Origin of the sequence: Actinobaculum massiliense (genome assembly GCF_001457435.1) — a bacterium.
GTDB classification, from domain to species: Bacteria; Actinomycetota; Actinomycetes; order Actinomycetales; family Actinomycetaceae; genus Actinobaculum; species Actinobaculum massiliense.
The window spans coordinates 265030-282912 of sequence record NZ_LN881716.1 but is presented as its reverse complement, the minus strand read 5'-3'; the positions used below and the strand labels follow the sequence as shown (position 1 = coordinate 282912).

At 62.2% G+C, this 17883-nt stretch carries 9 protein-coding genes; 6 read left to right on the top strand and 3 right to left on the bottom strand.

Annotation, left to right across the window (positions count from 1 at the left end):
• Positions 1-232 precede the first annotated feature (232 nt).
• Entirely contained in the window at positions 233-2620 is a 2388-nt protein-coding gene (locus BN2664_RS01515) for an HNH endonuclease signature motif containing protein (RefSeq protein ID WP_007000458.1), read from the top strand.
• Between the two features lie 172 nt (positions 2621-2792).
• Here the strand turns inward: BN2664_RS01515 and valS are convergent, their stop codons facing one another.
• From valS to BN2664_RS01500, 3 genes are all read right to left on the bottom strand, one after another.
• Positions 2793-5483, bottom strand: coding sequence for a valine--tRNA ligase (valS, locus tag BN2664_RS01510; protein WP_007000457.1), 2691 nt, complete (start codon positions 5481-5483; stop codon positions 2793-2795).
• Positions 5484-5540: 57 nt separating this feature from the next.
• On the bottom strand, positions 5541-6341 hold the full coding sequence (gene proC, locus BN2664_RS01505; RefSeq protein WP_007000456.1) for a pyrroline-5-carboxylate reductase: 801 nt from the start codon (positions 6339-6341) through the stop codon (positions 5541-5543).
• Between the two features lie 135 nt (positions 6342-6476).
• Positions 6477-6866 (bottom strand): hypothetical protein, encoded by a 390-nt coding sequence (locus BN2664_RS01500; RefSeq protein ID WP_058120591.1) that lies wholly within the window; start codon positions 6864-6866, stop codon positions 6477-6479.
• A 20-nt stretch (positions 6867-6886) separates the two neighbouring features.
• Between BN2664_RS01500 and ileS the strand changes: the two genes are divergently transcribed.
• From ileS to ftsY, 5 genes are all read left to right on the top strand, one after another.
• Positions 6887-10102 (top strand): isoleucine--tRNA ligase, encoded by a 3216-nt coding sequence (gene ileS, locus BN2664_RS01495; protein ID WP_007000455.1) that lies wholly within the window; start codon positions 6887-6889, stop codon positions 10100-10102.
• A gap of 162 nt (positions 10103-10264) precedes the next feature.
• Entirely contained in the window at positions 10265-11911 is a 1647-nt protein-coding gene (locus BN2664_RS01490) for a bifunctional folylpolyglutamate synthase/dihydrofolate synthase (RefSeq protein WP_007000454.1), read from the top strand.
• Between the two features lie 105 nt (positions 11912-12016).
• On the top strand, positions 12017-15658 hold the full coding sequence (smc, locus tag BN2664_RS01485; RefSeq protein WP_238318223.1) for a chromosome segregation protein SMC: 3642 nt from the start codon (positions 12017-12019) through the stop codon (positions 15656-15658).
• Between the two features lie 91 nt (positions 15659-15749).
• Positions 15750-16547, top strand: a complete 798-nt coding sequence (locus BN2664_RS01480) for a hypothetical protein (protein WP_040316927.1) — start codon at positions 15750-15752, stop codon at positions 16545-16547.
• A 188-nt stretch (positions 16548-16735) separates the two neighbouring features.
• Positions 16736-17872, top strand: coding sequence for a signal recognition particle-docking protein FtsY (ftsY, locus tag BN2664_RS01475; RefSeq protein ID WP_007000451.1), 1137 nt, complete (start codon positions 16736-16738; stop codon positions 17870-17872).
• Positions 17873-17883 lie beyond the last annotated feature (11 nt).

Genomic DNA, 17883 nt, shown 5'->3' with positions numbered 1-17883 from the left:
AAGCGTAAGTAAATCGTGAGGGGTGTTTCGCTGGCGGCATGGACCTGCGGTCGAAAGTCGTGTCGGAGCGGTGTGCCAGACTTTGAATGGAACATTAGTGCGTTAAAAAGAATGAAAAATCGTTATAAGATCGCAATGCGTTTAAAACGTTTTAAACATTGTCAAATCTAACCAGAAAAGATATAATCTTTTTGTCGGTAGGTACCGGGATGAATGTGAGGGAGGTGAGCTCATGTCGGCATTACCGAAGCCAGGTGATGAGCTATCCCCGCCTTCAAGTCCCGAGGGGGCAACATTGTTCGACGGCGCTGCGGAATCCGCGGTTTTGGTCCCGGTCGGCACTGATGGTTCGGGTGCTGGTGGCTTGGGCGCAAATTGCTTCGGCTCCAGGGCTGTCGAGGCAACCGTTTCATTTCCCGGGGCCGCCAAAAAACTATTTTCTGAGCTGGATGGAATCACCGCGGACCTGCGTGAGTTGCCGCTGGCAGAGATCAACAATGGCGATCTCGAGCGGTTGATTGCGGGCGTCGTCGCGCGCCGAAACGCGTTGCAGGGCGTCGAAGCGGCGTGGCTGGGAGAAGCGGAGGCACGTGCTGAGGTGGCAAGGGTGGCGAAGAAGAATCGGCAAGCGGCGGAGGAAGGGCGCGAACCGGTGGCTCCTACGGCGGTGCCCCAGGGAAACTTCACTGACCCGGTGCAATATCCGCACCCGAAGGACCTGCTCGAGAGTAAGGGCGAGTCAGGCGCGGCTGCGCGGAAGGCGATGGAGCGCGCGCGAACGGCGGTTGAATTTCCGTTATTTGGCCAGGCGGTGAAAGATGGCGCGCTTCCGGTAGGTTTCGTCGATGTTCTAAAAGCTCGGGTGGGGAGCGCTTCCAAGATCCGGGAGTATCTCGCCGAAAACCCGGAAGAAGAGGCGCTTCTTCTTGAGCTCGCGAAGAAGGCGACGACGCCGGAGGCTTTTGGCAAGGCTCTTCGGGCCTGGGCGATCAAGGTTTTCCCCGTTGTTATGGAGCGCAAGGCCAAGCGTGTTTCCCAAGTGTCGCGGCTATCGTTATTCGCGAAGGATGACGGCACCGGATGGAAGCTCAGTGGCGATTTTGATGACATCGACGGTCACCACGTCAACGCCTGGTTCAACTCCATCATGGGGCGTAAAGCCAAAGATGATCACCGTAGCGTTGCCCAGCGCCGAGCGGCTGCTTTCACAACAGCAATTCTCAACGGTGCAGGCGGCCAGCCAACGGAAGGCGCGCGCCAAAACAATCGAGTTTTGAGCTACGTAATGGTTCGGGTTCCGATGGAAACGCTTGAACGCTATGCCGAACTCAGTGTTGGAAAGGCTACTAGCGCAGAGGTTGGCACGGACGCTGGAGCAAAGAAATGCGGGAGCGCTTTCGAAAAACCAACGATGCTCGGGATTTTGGACAAGCCTGGTGAGTCGGGTGGTCTTGGTGAATTTGGTAGTTCCGCAGGGTTTGGCGGTGCCGGCGAAGCTGGTGGTTCCGCAAGGTTTGGCGGTGCTGGCGGCTCGGACAGTCCCGGAGATCCGGGCGGCACTGGAGGCTCAGGCAAACTCGTTGATTCGGGAAGTACCGGGCGGCCACCGGATCGCATCGATGGCGATGAGAGTGAATTCGTAAAAAAGAAACTCGCAAAATTAGACGCCTCCTATCGAAGGATAGAGATCGCGTCGGCCGCGAAGTTCGATATCGCCTGTGGTCATTCGCATCCTTTGGCGGGTACGCCTCAATGCCCGTACTGCCTGGAAGCACAAAAGAAGTGCGGGCGGGTAAACGACGTGGAGGTCGCGCGCGCCCAGTCGCTTGACACTCGGTATATGCAACCGGGGATTTGTGGGCTGGAGGATTCCGTTGCTTCCTTGAAATCAACTCCATCCTCGGCACCGGTGTGCTCAGTCTCGGGTAAGGGCTTGGGCTGGCGCGGCGAGTGCACAAGTTCCGGCTTCACTCCGGAACGTCGTCGCGCTGCTGGATTGGTTGCGTCGGTCCAAGAGGCGATGGCTGAAGCTGGTGGCACTCGAGCTGATAGTGATCTATCTGCTGGAGATCAGGCCGGTGGAGATCGAGCCGGTGGGGATGAAGCGTGCAGCCATCAGGCCGGAACCGCTGAAACCGCCGCCAGCCTAGGTGATGCTCGCGGGACCATCCCCGACGATCCCTCGCCGGAAGGTTTCGTCGGATACGAGCCGGCTGTGCTCGGCGATGGTACTCCGCTACTTCCCTCCCAGTTGGGGCACCTGCTGTGCGATTCGCTGATCATTCGAACCGTGTTTGCCGGTTCAAGCACTGTGCTCGATGCGGGTAAAGCCACCCGCCTATATTCGGACGATCAAAGAAATGCGGTGATCGCTCGCGACGGAGGATGCGTCTTCCCCGGGTGCACCGATACGTATCAGACCTGCGACATCCACCATGCGCAGGGCTGGGCCGATGGGACCGGCCCCACGGACCTAAATAACGCGGTTTGCCTGTGCTGGCGTCATCACTGCTACGTCCACAGCGAGCACGTGCGCATCCATGTTCACTCCAATGGTCTCCTCTTCGAAAACGACACCGACGGACTTATTGGAGTACATCGCTGGGGTGCGAGTGAGTGAGCGAAGCGGTCTGCGGAAACGGGTCGCGGAAGCGGGTAGCTGGAGCGCGAGCGGGGATCGAAGCAGACCGCCGAAGCGGGAGGCGGGTACAGCAGTCGGCCGTCGCAAGGCTTGGTTTGCCCGGCGACGGCCGACTGAAGGTAGCTACTTTTAGCCCCTTATTAGCCCGTTATTAGCCCTTTTGCTTCGGCTGGGGCGGGTCGAGCTTGCTCAGCTCCGCATCCGCCGCCACTGGGCCGCCCTCGGGCTTGCCCGGCTGGAAGACCAGATCACCGCGAACGTGGGCGGCGCGCGTGAGGTCATCACGCACAGCTTCCAGCTCCGTATACGTTCCCGGAACGTCGGCGTCGTATACGATAACCGCGTGCTCGAAGGTTGTGCGCTGCGAAACCTTCGCGGTGGACTTCAACCCGCGCAGAGCGGCCAGAGCCGCTGCCGCTGTGTCTAGCAACGCCGCCTCAGCCTCGCCGGCCGCAGCGCGAATCGCCTCGGAAGTCGGCCAGGCAGTGCGGTGCACCGAGCCCGTGCGATACCAGCTCCACACCTCTTCGGTGGCGTAGGGAATGAACGGAGCCAAGAGGCGCACAAACGTGTCCACTCCAACCCCGAGGGTCACCTTCGCGGAGTTCGCGCTTGGGCCTTCCCCGTAGGCGCGATCCTTGACCAGCTCCAGGTAGTCATCGCAGAACTCCCAGAAGGCAGCCTCGGTTATCTCAAGGGCCCGGGCGTGATCGTAATTCTCGAAAGCCTCGGTGGCTGCATCGATGACCGCCGCCAGCTTGGCGAGGAGCGCCCGATCGATTTGCTCGGAAACCTTTCCCAGATCCAGATCGATTGCCGGTCCGACGCCGTTCTCATCCGGGCGTCCGAAAACGCCGAAGGCGAACTTGGAGGCATTGAGGATCTTCAGGGCGAGACGCCGCCCGACCTTCATCTGCTTTTCCTCGTAGGCCGCGTCGGTACCCAGGCGAGCCGAGGCCGCCCAGTAACGCACCGCATCCGCGCCGTACTTTTCCAGCAACCCCATTGGGGTAACCACGTTGCCCTTCGACTTGGACATCTTCTTGTGGTCCGGATCCAGGATCCAGCCGGAAATCGCGGCGTGCTCCCAGGGATTCGCGCCGAACTCAAGGTGCGAGCGAACCATGGAAGAAAACAGCCAGGTGCGAATAATGTCCTGGCCCTGCGGGCGCACGTCCATTGGGTAGACCTTGCCGAAAAGCTCCGGGTCGGTGAGCCAGCCCGCGGCGATCTGCGCGGTAAGCGAGGAAGTAGCCCAGGTGTCCATAATGTCGATTTCTGCCACGAAGCCGTTGGGCTTCCCGCGCTGATCCTCGGTGTAGCCGGCGGGCACGTCCGACGTCGGATCGATGGGCAAGGCGTCCTCAGACGGGGTAAGGACCTCGTCGAAAAGCGTCTCGCCGTTGGCGGAGACCTTGTACCACACCGGAATCGGCACGCCGAAGAAGCGCTGGCGCGAAACCAGCCAGTCGGTGTTTAGTCCTTCCACCCAATTCTTGTAGCGAACCGACATAAAATCGGGGTGGAACTTCAGTTCGTCGCCCGCCGCGAGCATATTCTCGCGCAGGTCTTTGCCGTTGGCCTCCTCGTAGGCGCGCCCGCCATTGCGGATGTACCACTGGCGCGAGGTGACGATCTCCAGCGGCTTATCGCCCTTCTCGAAGAAGTTGGTCATACGCTTGGTCGGCTTGGGATCGCCAACCATCTCGCCGCTGGCTACCGCATTTTCTACCACGACCTTGCGGGCGGAGAAAGTGGTCTTGCCAGCCATTTCCTCGTAAATCTCGCGGCCCTTCGGATCGGTGATCCAATCCGGGGTATCGCGGACAATGCGGCCGTCCTTGCCCAGAATCGCGCGCATCGGCAGATCCAGTTCGCGCCACCAGGTGACGTCGGTGAGGTCGCCGAACGTACAGCACATGGCGATGCCAGCGCCCTTGTCAATTTCTGCGTCGCGATGAGCGAGCACCGGAACTTCCATGCCAAAGAGCGGCGTCTTGACGGTGGTGCCGAACAGGTGCTGGTAGCGCTCGTCGTCCGGATGGGCGATAAGAGCAACACAGGCGGGAAGAAGTTCGGGGCGGGTGGTTTCAATGGCCACATCTTCGCCGTCGCCGTGGAAAATGAGGGTGTGGTAGGCGCCGTCGTACTCGCGCGCCTCCAATTCGGCCTGCGCAACCGCGGTCTGGAACGTGACGTCCCACAGGCCCGGGGCGGCGGCTTGGTAGGCCTCGCCGCGCTCAACGTTGCGCAAGAACGCGGTCTGCGCAATCTTCTGCGCCTTGGCGCCGATGGTCTGATAAGTCTGCTGCCAATCCACGGAAAGGCCCAGGTAGCGCCACAGCGCCTCGAACTGTTTTTCGTCTTCCGCGGTCAGCTTCCAGCACAGCTCAATAAAGTTGCGCCGCGAGATCGGGATCTGATCGGCGTACTTGATTGATTTACCTTCGCCGCCCTCGTGCGGGGGAACGAAATTGGGGTCGTAGGGGAGCGACGGGTCGCAACGAACGCCGTAATAATTCTGTACTCGGCGCTCGGTGGGCAGGCCGTTATCGTCCCAGCCCATCGGGTAGAACACGGCCTTGCCACGCATACGCTGGTAGCGCGCCATGGTGTCCGTGTGCGTGTAGGAAAAAACGTGTCCGATGTGCAAGCTACCGGAAACGGTGGGCGGGGGAGTGTCTACCGAGTAGACCTCGGCCCGTTCGGCCTCGCGGTCAAAGGCGTAAACGTGGTTTTCTTCCCACGCCGAGCCCCACTTGTTTTCCAACCCTTCGAGATTTGCGCGGTCCGGTACCTCCGTGTGATCGAGGAGTGCGGACGGTTTCGTGAATTGAGTCATGGCGCCATTCTTTCACGCGTTAGCGTACTTTCGCGGTTGCTGTGGCGCGTGCGACGCTTAGAGGCTCTTATCCTTGTCAATTGAAGCCTGCGCACCCGCGACGACGGCGCCGCCCAGCCCGCGAAGCTCCATCTCCACCACGCCGGCCACCGTCGAGCCGCCGGGGGACTGGACCGAGTCGGCTAGATCCGCCAGAGGCTTCTCGGACTCCAGCGCCATTTTGGCCGCGCCAAAAAGCGCCTGCGCCACAATGCGGCTGGCCTGCGCCTTGGGGATTCCGTTCTTCACCCCGGCGCGCGAAAGCGCGTCCATGAATACGAAGCCGTAGGCCGGCGAGCATCCGGCCAGCGCGGTATAAGCCGCGAACTGCGACTCGCGGATTTCTTCCACTCGGCCAATTGCTTCAAAGATTTCGCGTGCGGCCTGGAACTGCCAATCCTTGACCGCCTCGCCGCGCGCCATGCCCGTCATCGACTCACCCACCGCGGCGGCAACATTCGGCAGCACACGAATAATTGGCTGCTTGGGGGAAAGATGCTCGGCAATCATCTCCAGCGAACGCCCGGCGGCGACGGAGACGATAACGGTGTGGTTTTCTGCCGCGACGTCCCGAATCTCGTCGAGGACTTCGGCCAGAGTCCCCGGCTCCACCGCCACAATGACGATTCCGTCGTGGCCGGCCGCGTCCACCAGCTCGGGGTTCGTTGCCGCGGCTCGCGCGCCGGTTTCCTCGGCAAATTTTTTCGCTACCTCAACGTGCGCCGCGGAGACGACGACGTCGCTCGCCGGTGTGCCCGCCGCGATAAGTCCGCGGGCGAGCGCCCCGCCCAGGTTTCCTACCCCGATAAAACCGATCATGGCTTCCCTCTTTTCTATGTGGCTCACAGGCGTCTGTGCTGCTCGCTGTTATCCGCGCGACGCGCGGTTAATCTGGCCCGCGGCCATCTCGGTGTTGCCTGGTCAGTGAACCAAGCATCTCTCGCATCTCACTTTTTACCACAGCGCCGGGAATAACCAGTGCGCGGGTGCGTTGAGGTGGTCGATCTCAAAGAAACTCGCGCCGGCCAAGTTGGTCACGCGGGTTAGAATGAGGGGCATTGGCGAAGACCCGGCCGTTACGGTTCTTGCTTTGCCAGGCGTGTCTTCCGCGCAAAATGCGGGCGCGCTAGGGCGAAGCTGAAGCGAGCGGGTATCACCGGCGAGCTTTCCGGAAGAACGAGCGACGTCCCGCAGAGTGACGAGCGTAGCTTTATTAGAACCGGAACGATTGGACTCGTTATCGTCCCCAAGGAGTGGCGGGAGCGTCGTCGTCGGCGTCGTTCTCGCAAACGAGGTGGTACCGCGGGTACCGGGAGAACCGGGCTCGTCCTCACGGTTTTGCAAGGTAAGTGGAGGAGAGCTACGTGAAGTACCCGCTTCACCGCGAAGGCGGCGTGACCGCTTCGCCGAATTTCCCCGAGATGGAACAAGAAACGCTGGCGTTCTGGAAGCAGGATGATACTTTCCAAGCGTCCATTGACCAGCGTCCCTCGGGTGACCACGGATCTAACGAATTCGTTTTCTATGATGGTCCGCCGTTCGCCAATGGTCTGCCGCATTACGGCCACCTGCTCACGGGTTACATCAAGGACCTCGTGGCGCGTTTTAAGACCATGGAAGGTCGGCGCGTGGAGCGCCGCTTCGGCTGGGATACGCACGGCCTGCCGGCGGAGCTGGAAGCCATGCGCCTGCTGGGGATTGAAACTACCGACGAAATCAACGAGATGGGCGTCGATAAGTTCAACGAGGCCTGCCGTAGCTCGGTTTTGCGCTACACCAAAGAGTGGGAGGAGTACGTCACCCGCCAGGCACGCTGGGTAGATTTCGAGCACGACTACAAGACCCTCGATACGCCCTATATGGAATCGGTGATGTGGGCCTTCAAGACCCTTTATGACAAGGGCCTGGCCTACGACGGCTACCGCGTTCTGCCCTATTGCTGGCACGATGAGACGCCGCTGTCCAACCACGAGCTACGTATGGATGATGACGTCTACCAGGACCGCGAGGACCTGACGGTCACCCTCGGCCTGCGCCTGGAGACCGGCGAGCTGGCGCTCGTGTGGACGACGACGCCGTGGACGCTCCCGTCTAACCTGGCCATCGCGGTGGGGCCACAGATTGACTACCTGGTGGTTCGCCCCACCGAGGGCGAGTGGGCCGGCGAAAAGTTTGTGATCGCGCAGTCCCGACTGGCCGCTTATGCGGCTGAGCTGGGCGAAGAGCCGGAGGTGGTCGAACGCCTCAAGGGTAGCGATCTGGTGGGCCGTGCCTACGCACCCATCTTCGATTACTTCATGGATCGCGCGGATGACGAGGCTCCCGGCCCCAAGGCCTACCACGTGATTGGCGCGGATTTTGTGACCACCGAGGATGGTACTGGCCTGGTGCATACCGCTCCCGCTTTCGGCGAGGACGATATGAACGTGTGCAACGAGGAGGGAATCCTCCCCGTGGTGCCGGTGGATCAGGGCGGTCGCTTTACCTCCGAGGTCTACGATTACGAGGGCCAGCAGGTTTTCGATACTAACAAGACCATCATTCACGACCTGGCGCACACCGAAGCCGGCCCGCTTTCGCGCCGGCCCGAATCCGAGCGCGCGGTTTTGATCCAGGTGAAAAAGTACGTGCACTCCTATCCGCACTGCTGGCGTTGCCGCAAGCCGCTCATTTATAAAGCGGTGTCTTCGTGGTTCGTGAAGGTCTCCGCCTTCCGCGACCGCATGGTGGAGCTCAATCAGCAGGTGGAATGGACGCCGTCGTACATTAAGGACGGTATCTTCGGCAACTGGCTTGCCGGCGCTCGCGACTGGTCGATTTCCCGCAACCGCTACTGGGGTAGCCCCATTCCGGTGTGGCGCTCGGATGACCCGAACTACCCGCGTATTGATGTGTACGGTTCCTTCGCGCAGATGGAGGAGGACTTCGGGCGCCTGCCGCGCAACGAAAAGGGCGAGGTGGATCTGCACCGGCCCTACGTCGATGAGATCACCCGCCCCAACCCGGATGATCCCACCGGCAAATCGACCATGCGCCGCATCGCGGACGTGCTCGACTGCTGGTTCGAATCCGGCTCAATGCCCTTCGCGCAAGTGCACTATCCCTTCGAAAACAAGCAGTGGTTCGAGGACCACTACCCGGGGGATTTCATCACCGAATACATCGGGCAGACCCGCGGTTGGTTCTACACCATGCACGTGATGGCGAGCGCGCTGTTTGACCGCCCGGCCTTCACGAGTTGCGTTTCGCACGGAATCGTGTTGGGCGACGATGGGCAGAAGATGTCCAAGTCGCTGCGCAACTATCCGGACGTTTACGAAATGTTCGACGCCGTGGGCGCGGACGCGATGCGGTGGTTCCTTATGAGCTCGCCGATCGTGCGCGGAGGAAACCTAATCGTGACCGAAAAGGGCCTGCGCGATACCGTCCGCACGGTGCTTTTGCCGCTGTGGAACTCGTGGTACTTCTTCTCCCTGTACGCCAATGCGTGCCAGGGCGGGGCGGGCTACCAGGCCAAAGCGGTGGAAGACGTGGCGAAGCTTGACGTGATGGATCGCTACCTGTTGGCGTCCCTCAAAGGGCTTGCCGACGGCGTGCGCGCGGACCTGGAAGCCTACGCGATTAGCGATGCCTGCGCGCGGGTGGAAAAGTTCATCGATCTGCTGACCAACTGGTATGTGCGCACCAGCCGCGACCGCTTCTGGAACGAAGACGCGGGGGCTTTCGATACGCTCTACACCGCGTTGGAAACGCTGATGCGCGTGCTCGCTCCGCTGGCCCCGCTTATCTCCGAGGAGATCTGGAAGGGGCTGACGGGTGGACGCTCGGTGCACCTGCAGGATTGGCCCGAACTGCCCGCTAGCTGGGAAAACGAGGAGCTACGCACGGCAATGGATGAGGTGCGCGAGGTAGTTTCCGCCGCGCACTCCCTGCGTAAGACCCATCAGATCCGCGTGCGTCAGCCGCTTCGTACCATGACCGTGGTTACCGACAAGGCGCTTGAGCCCTTCCTGGAACTCATTGCCTCCGAGGTGAACGTGAAGAACGTGGAGCTTAAGGACGCCGAGCATTCGGGTATGCAGGTAACCCGCGATTTGGCGGTGCTTCCGCGCGAGCTTGACGGGGATACCCGCAAGCTGACCAGCAAGCTGTTCAAGGCGGCGCGCGAGGGAGACTGGAGCATCAATCCCGACGGTTCTGCCACCATGCACCTGGCGGATGGTGACGTGCAGCTCGCGGAAAACCAGTTCAAGGTAACCATTGGCGTGGAGGCGGAGGAAGGTACGGTGGCCACCGTGCTCGATTCGGGTTCCTTCGTTGCCCTGGATACGGAACTGGACGCGGAGCTGATCTCCGAGGGTTACGCTCGCGACGTGGTGCGTGCGGTGCAAGATGCTCGCAAGGCCGCTGGGTTGGAAGTCTCCGACCGCATCGAGCTGACCCTGACCGTTCCGGAAGAAGGTGCGGATGCGGTAAATACGCATCTGGAGTTCATTAAGCACGAGACCCTCGCCGTCCGCGCTACGGTTGAGGTTGGAGGTAGCGAGATCGTTGCTGTGACCAAGCGGATCGAGGCCTAGTTAGCAAGTTCTCTGGGCAAACGGCGGGGCGCGCTCCACATTCGAAGTGGAGTACGCCCCGCCGCTCTATACCCCCCATGAGCGATCTACCTGTTCTGCAATATTCATTTCCGGCGGGTCCGCGGTAGTGTTGTGCGGTAGTTCTTTGGAGAGAGGGTGACGATGGCAAAGCATGATGGTTCCGCGTTTGGTGTCGACGGGGGTTCTCCCGACCCGCACGACGGCGATGAATCCGCGGAAATTCGGCGGATAATCGAATTCAATGCCGCCGACGACGCCGCTCAGGCCGAGGCGAGCTACACCCAAGCGGAGCGTGAAGAAGATGAGGCGCTAGACGCCGCGCTTAGGGAGGTGCTTTCTTCTTCGCTGATTGCCGGGCCGGATCCCTCGGTGCTAGAAGATGTAGCCGCTGAGCCAGAGCCCGATTCGCTAGAAAAAACCGCCCAGGATGCCGAGCTTGATGCGGCGGTGGACGCAATTTACCGCGATATTTTGACTCGCGCCCCCGAGCATAAAGTCCAGCCCAGCCTGGAGCGGGTGCGCATGTGCCTGGACATGATGGGTAACCCGCAGGAATCCTTCCGCGTGGTTCACCTCACCGGAACCAACGGCAAAACCTCCACCGCGCGCATGATTGAAGCACTTTTGCGCGAGAAAGGCCTGCGCACCGGGCGCTTTACCTCGCCCCATGTGGAAAATGTGCGAGAGCGGATCGCCATCGACGGACGGGCGATTTCTCGCGAAGATTTCATCCAGGCGTGGGAAGACGTCCAGCCTTTCGTGGAGTTTACAGACGCGAAAAGCGCCGAAACCGGTGGTCCGCGCATGAGCTTCTTTGAGGTTTTCGTGGTGATGGCCTACCAGGCCTTTGCTTTCGCTCCTGTCGATGTGGCCGTTATCGAAGTGGGTATGGGCGGAACCTGGGACGCCACCAACGTTATTGACGCGGGCGTTGCCGTACTTACCCCCATCGCCCTCGATCACGAGCGGTGGCTAGGGGCAACCGTGGAAGAAATCGCCAGCGAAAAGGTGGGGATTATTAAGCCTGGAGCGGTGGTGGTTACCGCCGCCCAGGAGCCCTCGGTGGGAGAAATCATTGCCGCCAAAGCACGCGAAGTTGGTGCCCGCATCGAGGCCTACGGCCGGGATCTCCAGGTTCTTAGCCGCGAAACCGCGGTGGGTGGCCAGATGATTTCGGTGCGCACCGCGGCGGCGGAATACCAAGATATTCCCCTCGCTCTACGTGGAGACTTTCAGGCGGAAAACGCCGCGCTGGCGCTTGCGGCCGCCGAGGCGTTCTTTGATGGGACGGCGCTGAGCGGCGACGTCGTCGAACACGCGCTGATGGCGGTGTCCTCCCCGGGGCGCCTCGAAGTGGTGCGAACCAGCCCCACCGTGGTGGTGGACGCGGCACACAACCCGGCCGGCGCACAGGCGACCGCGCGGGCACTCCAGGAGTACTACCCGGGAACGCGGGTGGGCGTTATGGCAATGATGGCGGACAAGGACGTGGAAGGCACGCTCGGTTTCTTCGAGCCGGTGTTCGACGCCGTGGTGGTTACCGATATGCCCACCGACCGGGCCATGGATGCCGAGGAACTAGCCGAAATCGCGCGCGATGTATTCGGCGAAGATCGGGTGCACGTGGAGCGCGATTTGCTCAACGCGATTGACGCGGCGGGCGCGCTGGCCGAAGAGGCTAACGAGGAAGCGATGATTACGCCGGTGGTCGTGGTGACGGGCTCGATCCAGCTGGTGGGTAATGCGCGTCGGCTGATGGGAAAGCCGGCTCCCGACGGGGCGGAGTAGTGGTCCTAGCCGCGGTTCAGGCGCTGCGCGGCGCCTGGCGCTACGCCGCGGCCTAGGCGCGCGGGCGTTTTTGGCTAGATCCCGCGCCTGGTTTATCCTTGACCCGTGCATCTGAAGTCGCTTGTTATGCGGGGGTTTAAATCCTTCGCTACCTCCACGTCCATGCGCTTTGAGCCGGGCGTCAACGCGATCGTGGGGCCGAACGGTTCCGGAAAGTCGAACGTGGTGGACGCCCTGGCCTGGGTAATGGGCGAGCAGGGCGCGAAAAACCTGCGCGGTGGAAATATGGCGGATGTTATTTTCGCCGGCACCGCCAAGCGGCCCGCGCTCGGGCGGGCGGAAGTTTCCTTGACCATTGATAATTCCGACGGCGCACTTCCCATTGACTACACGGAAGTCACTATTACTCGGCGCCTCTTCCGTAACGGCGGTTCCGAGTACGAAATTAACGGCACTAGCGCGCGCCTGCTCGATATCCAGGAGCTTCTTTCAGATACCGGCATGGGCCGGGAAATGCACGTGATTATTGGCCAGGGGCGCCTGGATCAGGTGCTGACCGCCACCCCGGAAGATCGGCGCGGAATTATTGAAGAGGCGGCCGGGGTACTCAAGCATCGGCGTCGTAAAGAAAAAGCACTCCGGAAACTCGAGAATATGAAGGCCTCCTTTACCCGAGTGGAGGATCTTGCCGCCGAACTGCGCCGCCAGCTCGGGCCGCTCGCCAAACAGGCCGACGCCGCGCGCCGCTCGCAAATCATTCAGGCCACCGAGCGCGATGCCAAGTGCCGGCTTTTAGCTGACGACCTTGCCCAACAGTCGGCGAGAATGGAATCCGGCCTGGCCGACGGGGCGAAACTAGAAGAAATGCGGGCCGAAAACCGCGCGCAGACCGCGCGCGTACGCGATGAACTCGCGGCCGCGGAAGAGAACGCGGCGGCGCTTTCCCCACGCGCCCGCCTTCTGACCGATCAATGGCAGCAAGCCGGCTCGCTACAAGAACGCTTCCGCTCCCTCATCCAACTTGCCGAGGAGCGCCAGCGTTCCTTGCGCGCGGCGGGCCACACCGGCCAGCGCGGAGAGGACCCGGCGGAAACTCGCCGGCGAGCCAAAGCTGCCCGAGCGGAAGAAGAAAAGCTCGAGGCCCAGGCGAGCCAGGCGCGCGACGCTCTGACGGAGGCAATCCAGGCCCGCGAAGAAGCCGAAGAAACCGAGCGGAGCGCGGATAAGGAATACGCCACCATTAACCGTATTGTGGCCGATAGGCGCGAAGATTCCGCGCGTTTGGCAGGAAAGATTAACGCGGTGCGCTCGCGCCTGGAAGCCCTTGAAGATGAGCGCACGCGCGTCATTAAAGAAAAAGAATCAGCGGCTACGCGGGCGAAAGATGCCGCGCTCGACGTCAGTGGCGTCGAGGATGATCTTGCGGTGAGTTCATCCGGAGATGATTCACTGGCCGCCGCGCACGAAGAATCCGCGCGATATTTATCCGAGGTGCGCACGGCGGAGGGAGCGGCGCGCGCCGCGCTGACCGCCAGCCGCGAGAAAGTCGCCAGCCTCAAGGCAACCGTGGAAACCCTTGAGCTCTCGCTGGCGCCCGAGGATGCCACGGCCTGGGCGCTGGAGCGCGCGGCCGGTTTGGCGCGCGATGCGGTGACGGTCGAGGCCGGCTGGGAAGGCGCAGCGGAGGCCGCGCTTGGCGGGGCGGCGACTGGCGTCGTCGTCGAAACGCTGGCGGACGCGGTGGATTTGCTACGCGAGGCGAGTGAAAGTAACGCCGGGTTGGTGGACATTACTATCGCGGCTCCCACGGCGGACGCGCCAGGCTCCGCGAATGAGGCAGGCTCCACGGCGAGCGGTTGGCAGCGCGAAACCGCCGCCGCCCGCGATGCGGCGCTGGACGCCGCCTTTGCCGCTGTGAAACCTGAGGCGGCGGTGCGGGCGCGCGAAGCGATTCGCCTGGAAGGTCTGGCGGCCGATTCGCTCGGGCAGTTTTTGGCGGGCACGGCGCTCGCGGCCGACCTCGTGACCGCGCGGGCGCTCCTGGAAGCGGGTGCGCCGCGAGTGGTGACTGCGGGCGGGGCGGATCTCTCCGCCTGGCACGCGCGCGGCGGGGAAGTGAGCGCGGCGTCGGTGCTGGCGCGGCAGGCGCGCTACGAAGAAGCGCGCGAGGCGTTGGAGGCCGCGGAGGAGGCGGCCGACGACGCGGCGGTCGAACTGCAAGAAGCGCAGGTGGAGCTGGAGTCGGCTCGCGCCGAGAATGAAAAAACCGGCGCCGAGCTGAACGCGAGAGATTCCCAGCTCGCCGCGCAAACCGCGCAACTTGGGGCTTTGCGGCAAACACTGGCGGCTACCCGGGCGGAAGAATCGCGCGCGGCGGAGCGCTTGGCGACGATTGAGGAAGATATTCGCGGTCGGCAAGAAAAGTTGGCGGAGTTGCAGGCGCGGGAAAACGCCCAGGAGACAGATCCACAGGACCTCGCGGCGAAGCTCGAGGAGCTGGCGGCGGCGAAGGCGGATGCGGCCGCGGCGGCGAAGCGGGCGCGTCACCAGGAAACCGAGACGCGCTTGGCGCTACGGACCAAGGAAGAGCGGTTCCGCGCGATTGTGGGAAAGGCGGATGCGCTGGAGCGCAACGCCCAGGCCGCCGAGGAGCGCATTGAGCGCGAGGCCCGGGCGGCGGAGCGGCGCCGGGAAGCAGAGGCGATTGCCCAAAATGTGGAGACGCTGGCCCGCCGGGCGCTGGGGGTAACCGGGGAGTTGCATCGCCGGGTGGAAGAAGAGCGCGCGGGGGCCGAGGCGGCACGAAGCGAGGCCGATTCGCACCTAGCGCGGCTACGAAGGCAAATCGATGAGTTTAGCGCGCGTGGGCGCGAGCTGGACGATACGTCGCATAGGCGCGAGTTGGTGGCCGCCGAACAGCGCCTGCGCTACCAGCAGCTCGCCCAAAAAGCCGCTGATGAGTTGGGCGTTGAGGCCGAGACGCTGATTGAGGAATTCGGCCCGCATAACCTCGTTCCCACCGCGGACGGCGAGGTGGCCTACGTGCGCGAGGAACAGGAACAGCGCCTGGCCAAGGCACAACGGCAGCTGGCGCGGTTGGGGAAGATCAATCCCCTCGCGCTGGAGGAGCACGCGGCGCTGGAGGAACGGCAAAAGTACCTTTCGGACCAGTTGGCGGATTTGAAGAAAACCCGCGCGGATTTGCTCGATATTGTGCAGGATATCGACGCGCGGGTGGAAATGATCATGACCTCCGCACTGGAAGACGTGGCGGAAAAATTCACCGAGGTGTTCGCAACGCTTTTCCCGGGCGGCGAGGGGCGGTTGGTGCTCACCGATCCCGCGGATGTGCTGACGACGGGGGTGGAGATCGAGGCGCGCCCGCCGGGCAAGCGGGTCAAGCGGCTTTCCTTGCTTTCGGGTGGGGAGCGCTCGCTCACCGCAATCGCGTTCTTGGTGGCGACCTTTATGGCGCGGCCTTCCCCGTTCTACGTGATGGACGAGGTAGAGGCGGCGCTCGACGACGTGAATCTTTCCCGCCTGTTGGAGATTTTCCGGATGTTGCAGAAGAACTCCCAGCTCCTGATCATCACCCACCAGAAGCGCACCATGGAGGTGGCCGATACGCTTTACGGCATTTCCATGCGCGAGGACGGGGTCTCGACGGTGGTCTCGCAGCGGATGGCGGAAGTGTTGCCTCGCACGACGGCGGAAGAGCGCTCGGGCACGACGGCGAAGCGAACCTAGTTACTCTTTCGTGACTCAGCTTTATCAAACTGCAATGGTGACACGCCAGGCAAAAGGCGGCTTTTACCGCAGTGATTGAGATAATGGCCAGGTGCTCGTTGTGATTATTGCGTTCCTCGTGATCGCCGCCGTTGCCGCGGTGGCTATTGGTTTGACCATTAATGCGCGCGGTCGGGATGCCCGACATTGGGTGACTGAATCCGTGGAGGCCTGGCGTGCCGATGAACTGAACCTCAGCGATTTCCATATCGAGGCGCGCGACGAGCACGTGACCGCGATTTTCGAAGAATTCCCCCGTGAATCCGAGGCCTATGTTTCTCCTGAGGCGGTGGAGGATCAGCTCGATCGTTTCCGCCCGCTGGAACGCCAAATTTCCAGCCGGGTGCGTGATATGGGATCGAAGGTACGCGAGGCTCGCGAGAATATGCCGAAGCGCAAGAAGAAGCCGCGGCCGGTAGTCGACGGCGAGGTGCGATCTGCTTCCATGCCGATGCCGATGCCGATGCCGGTGGCCGCGAAAGCGGATGCCGTACGCGCGAAGCAGGGAGCCGCGCCGGCGAAGGCGGAAGCTACGCGCACGAAGGCGGAGCCGGCGAAACCGCGTCCGGTCTGGCCCGCGCTCGCTTCGCAGGAGGAAGCGGAGGTTTCCGCAAACGCGCCGGAGCTGGTAGCCGAGAAGGCGCCTGAGCAAGCACCCGAGCAAGTGGCCCAGCCAGTAGCCAGCGAAGAACCCGCGGTTACGCCGGTGACCTCTATCGAGGATGCACAGCGCGCGGCTCGCGCTCAAAGCGAGGAAGAAAATGCGCTGGCGTGGCTTGAGGTGGCCGAGGCGGCGTCGTGGAAACCCGCGGACGGGAAAATCGAATTCCCGGATCGGCGAACTGCCTAGCGGCACCGAGGCTCGCTTCGCCTAGTAATCGCGTTGCCGCGGGCATGCAATTCGGTCGTGGCGGCCCAACAACACGCCGACTTAGCACCGCCAGCAAGGCGGCTTAGCCCTGCTCGCTGGAGTAAGACCTCAATAAGAAAATAGCTTTGCAGCTGGAAAAGCGCCTCGCGGTTTGAGAAACTGACGGGGTGGATACTCCCGTAATTATCGCAATTGTTGTAGCTGTTGTTCTCGCTCTGCTTTTGGTGCCGGTCCTTATCGGCGTCATCAAGAAGAATGCGCGGCGCGAAGAACTTGAGAGGCGCGCCGAGCAGCGCGAGGAAATTACCGAAGCTGGTGAGCAGCCCGCGGGCCGGGTGGAAACCGCCGTCGCGATTGAACAACCGGAATCTGTTCCTTCGCGTATGCAACGCCTCCGCGAACGCCTGGCAACCTCGGGCGGTTTCGGCAAGGCAATTCTGGCGATTATCTCCCGCGGCGATCTTTCTGCGGGAGACTGGGAAGAGCTTGAAGACACCCTTCTGATGGCGGATATGGGACTCGATTCTGCCACCGAGGTGATGGATAGCCTCCGCCAGCGCGTCAAGGTGGAGAACACGAAGGATCCCGAGCGCGTGCGCGAACTACTGCGCGAGGAACTGCTCAAGTTGGTCGACCCCACCATGGACCGCTCGCTGAACCTCACCCGCGCCGAAGATGCCGATGGCGTCGTTCATCCGGCGTCGGTGCTCATGGTCGGGGTGAACGGAACCGGCAAGACGACGACGGTCGGAAAACTTGCGCGGCTTTTGCGCGCTGACGGCAAGACGGTAATTTTGGGCGCGGCCGATACGTTCCGCGCCGCGGCGGCCGATCAGCTCGAAACCTGGGGCGAGCGCGTGGGCGTTGAGACCGTTCGCTCCGATAAAGAGGGCGCTGATCCCGCTTCGGTGGCTTTCGATGCCGTCCACCGCGCGGATGAAGAAGGCGTGGACGTAGTACTCGTCGATACCGCTGGGCGTTTGCAGAATAAGGCTGGCCTGATGGACGAGCTCGGCAAGATCAAGCGTGTGATGGAGCGGACCGCGCCGGTCAATGAGGTGCTCCTCGTGCTTGACGCCACCACCGGCCAAAACGGAATGCAGCAGGCACGGGTATTTGGCGAAGTAACGGGAATTACCGGAATTGTGCTGACCAAGCTGGACGGCACCGCCAAGGGCGGAATTGTGATGTCTGTGCAGCGTGAGCTCGGGGTGCCGGTGAAGCTGGTGGGTCTGGGCGAGGGTCCGGACGATCTGGCGCCCTTCGACGCCGAAGGGTTCGTTGACTCGATTCTCGGAAATTAGGCCGGCTCCAG

What these genes read in the sequence shown, in the direction of transcription:
- BN2664_RS01515 (WP_007000458.1), top strand. Translation starts at nt 233, where the DNA reads ATGTCGGCATTACCGAAGCCAGGTGATGAGCTATCCCCGCCTTCAAGT.
- valS (WP_007000457.1), bottom strand. Translation starts at nt 5,483, where the DNA reads ATGACTCAATTCACGAAACCGTCCGCACTCCTCGATCACACGGAGGTA.
- proC (WP_007000456.1), bottom strand. Translation starts at nt 6,341, where the DNA reads ATGATCGGTTTTATCGGGGTAGGAAACCTGGGCGGGGCGCTCGCCCGC.
- BN2664_RS01490 (WP_007000454.1), top strand. Translation starts at nt 10,265, where the DNA reads ATGGCAAAGCATGATGGTTCCGCGTTTGGTGTCGACGGGGGTTCTCCC.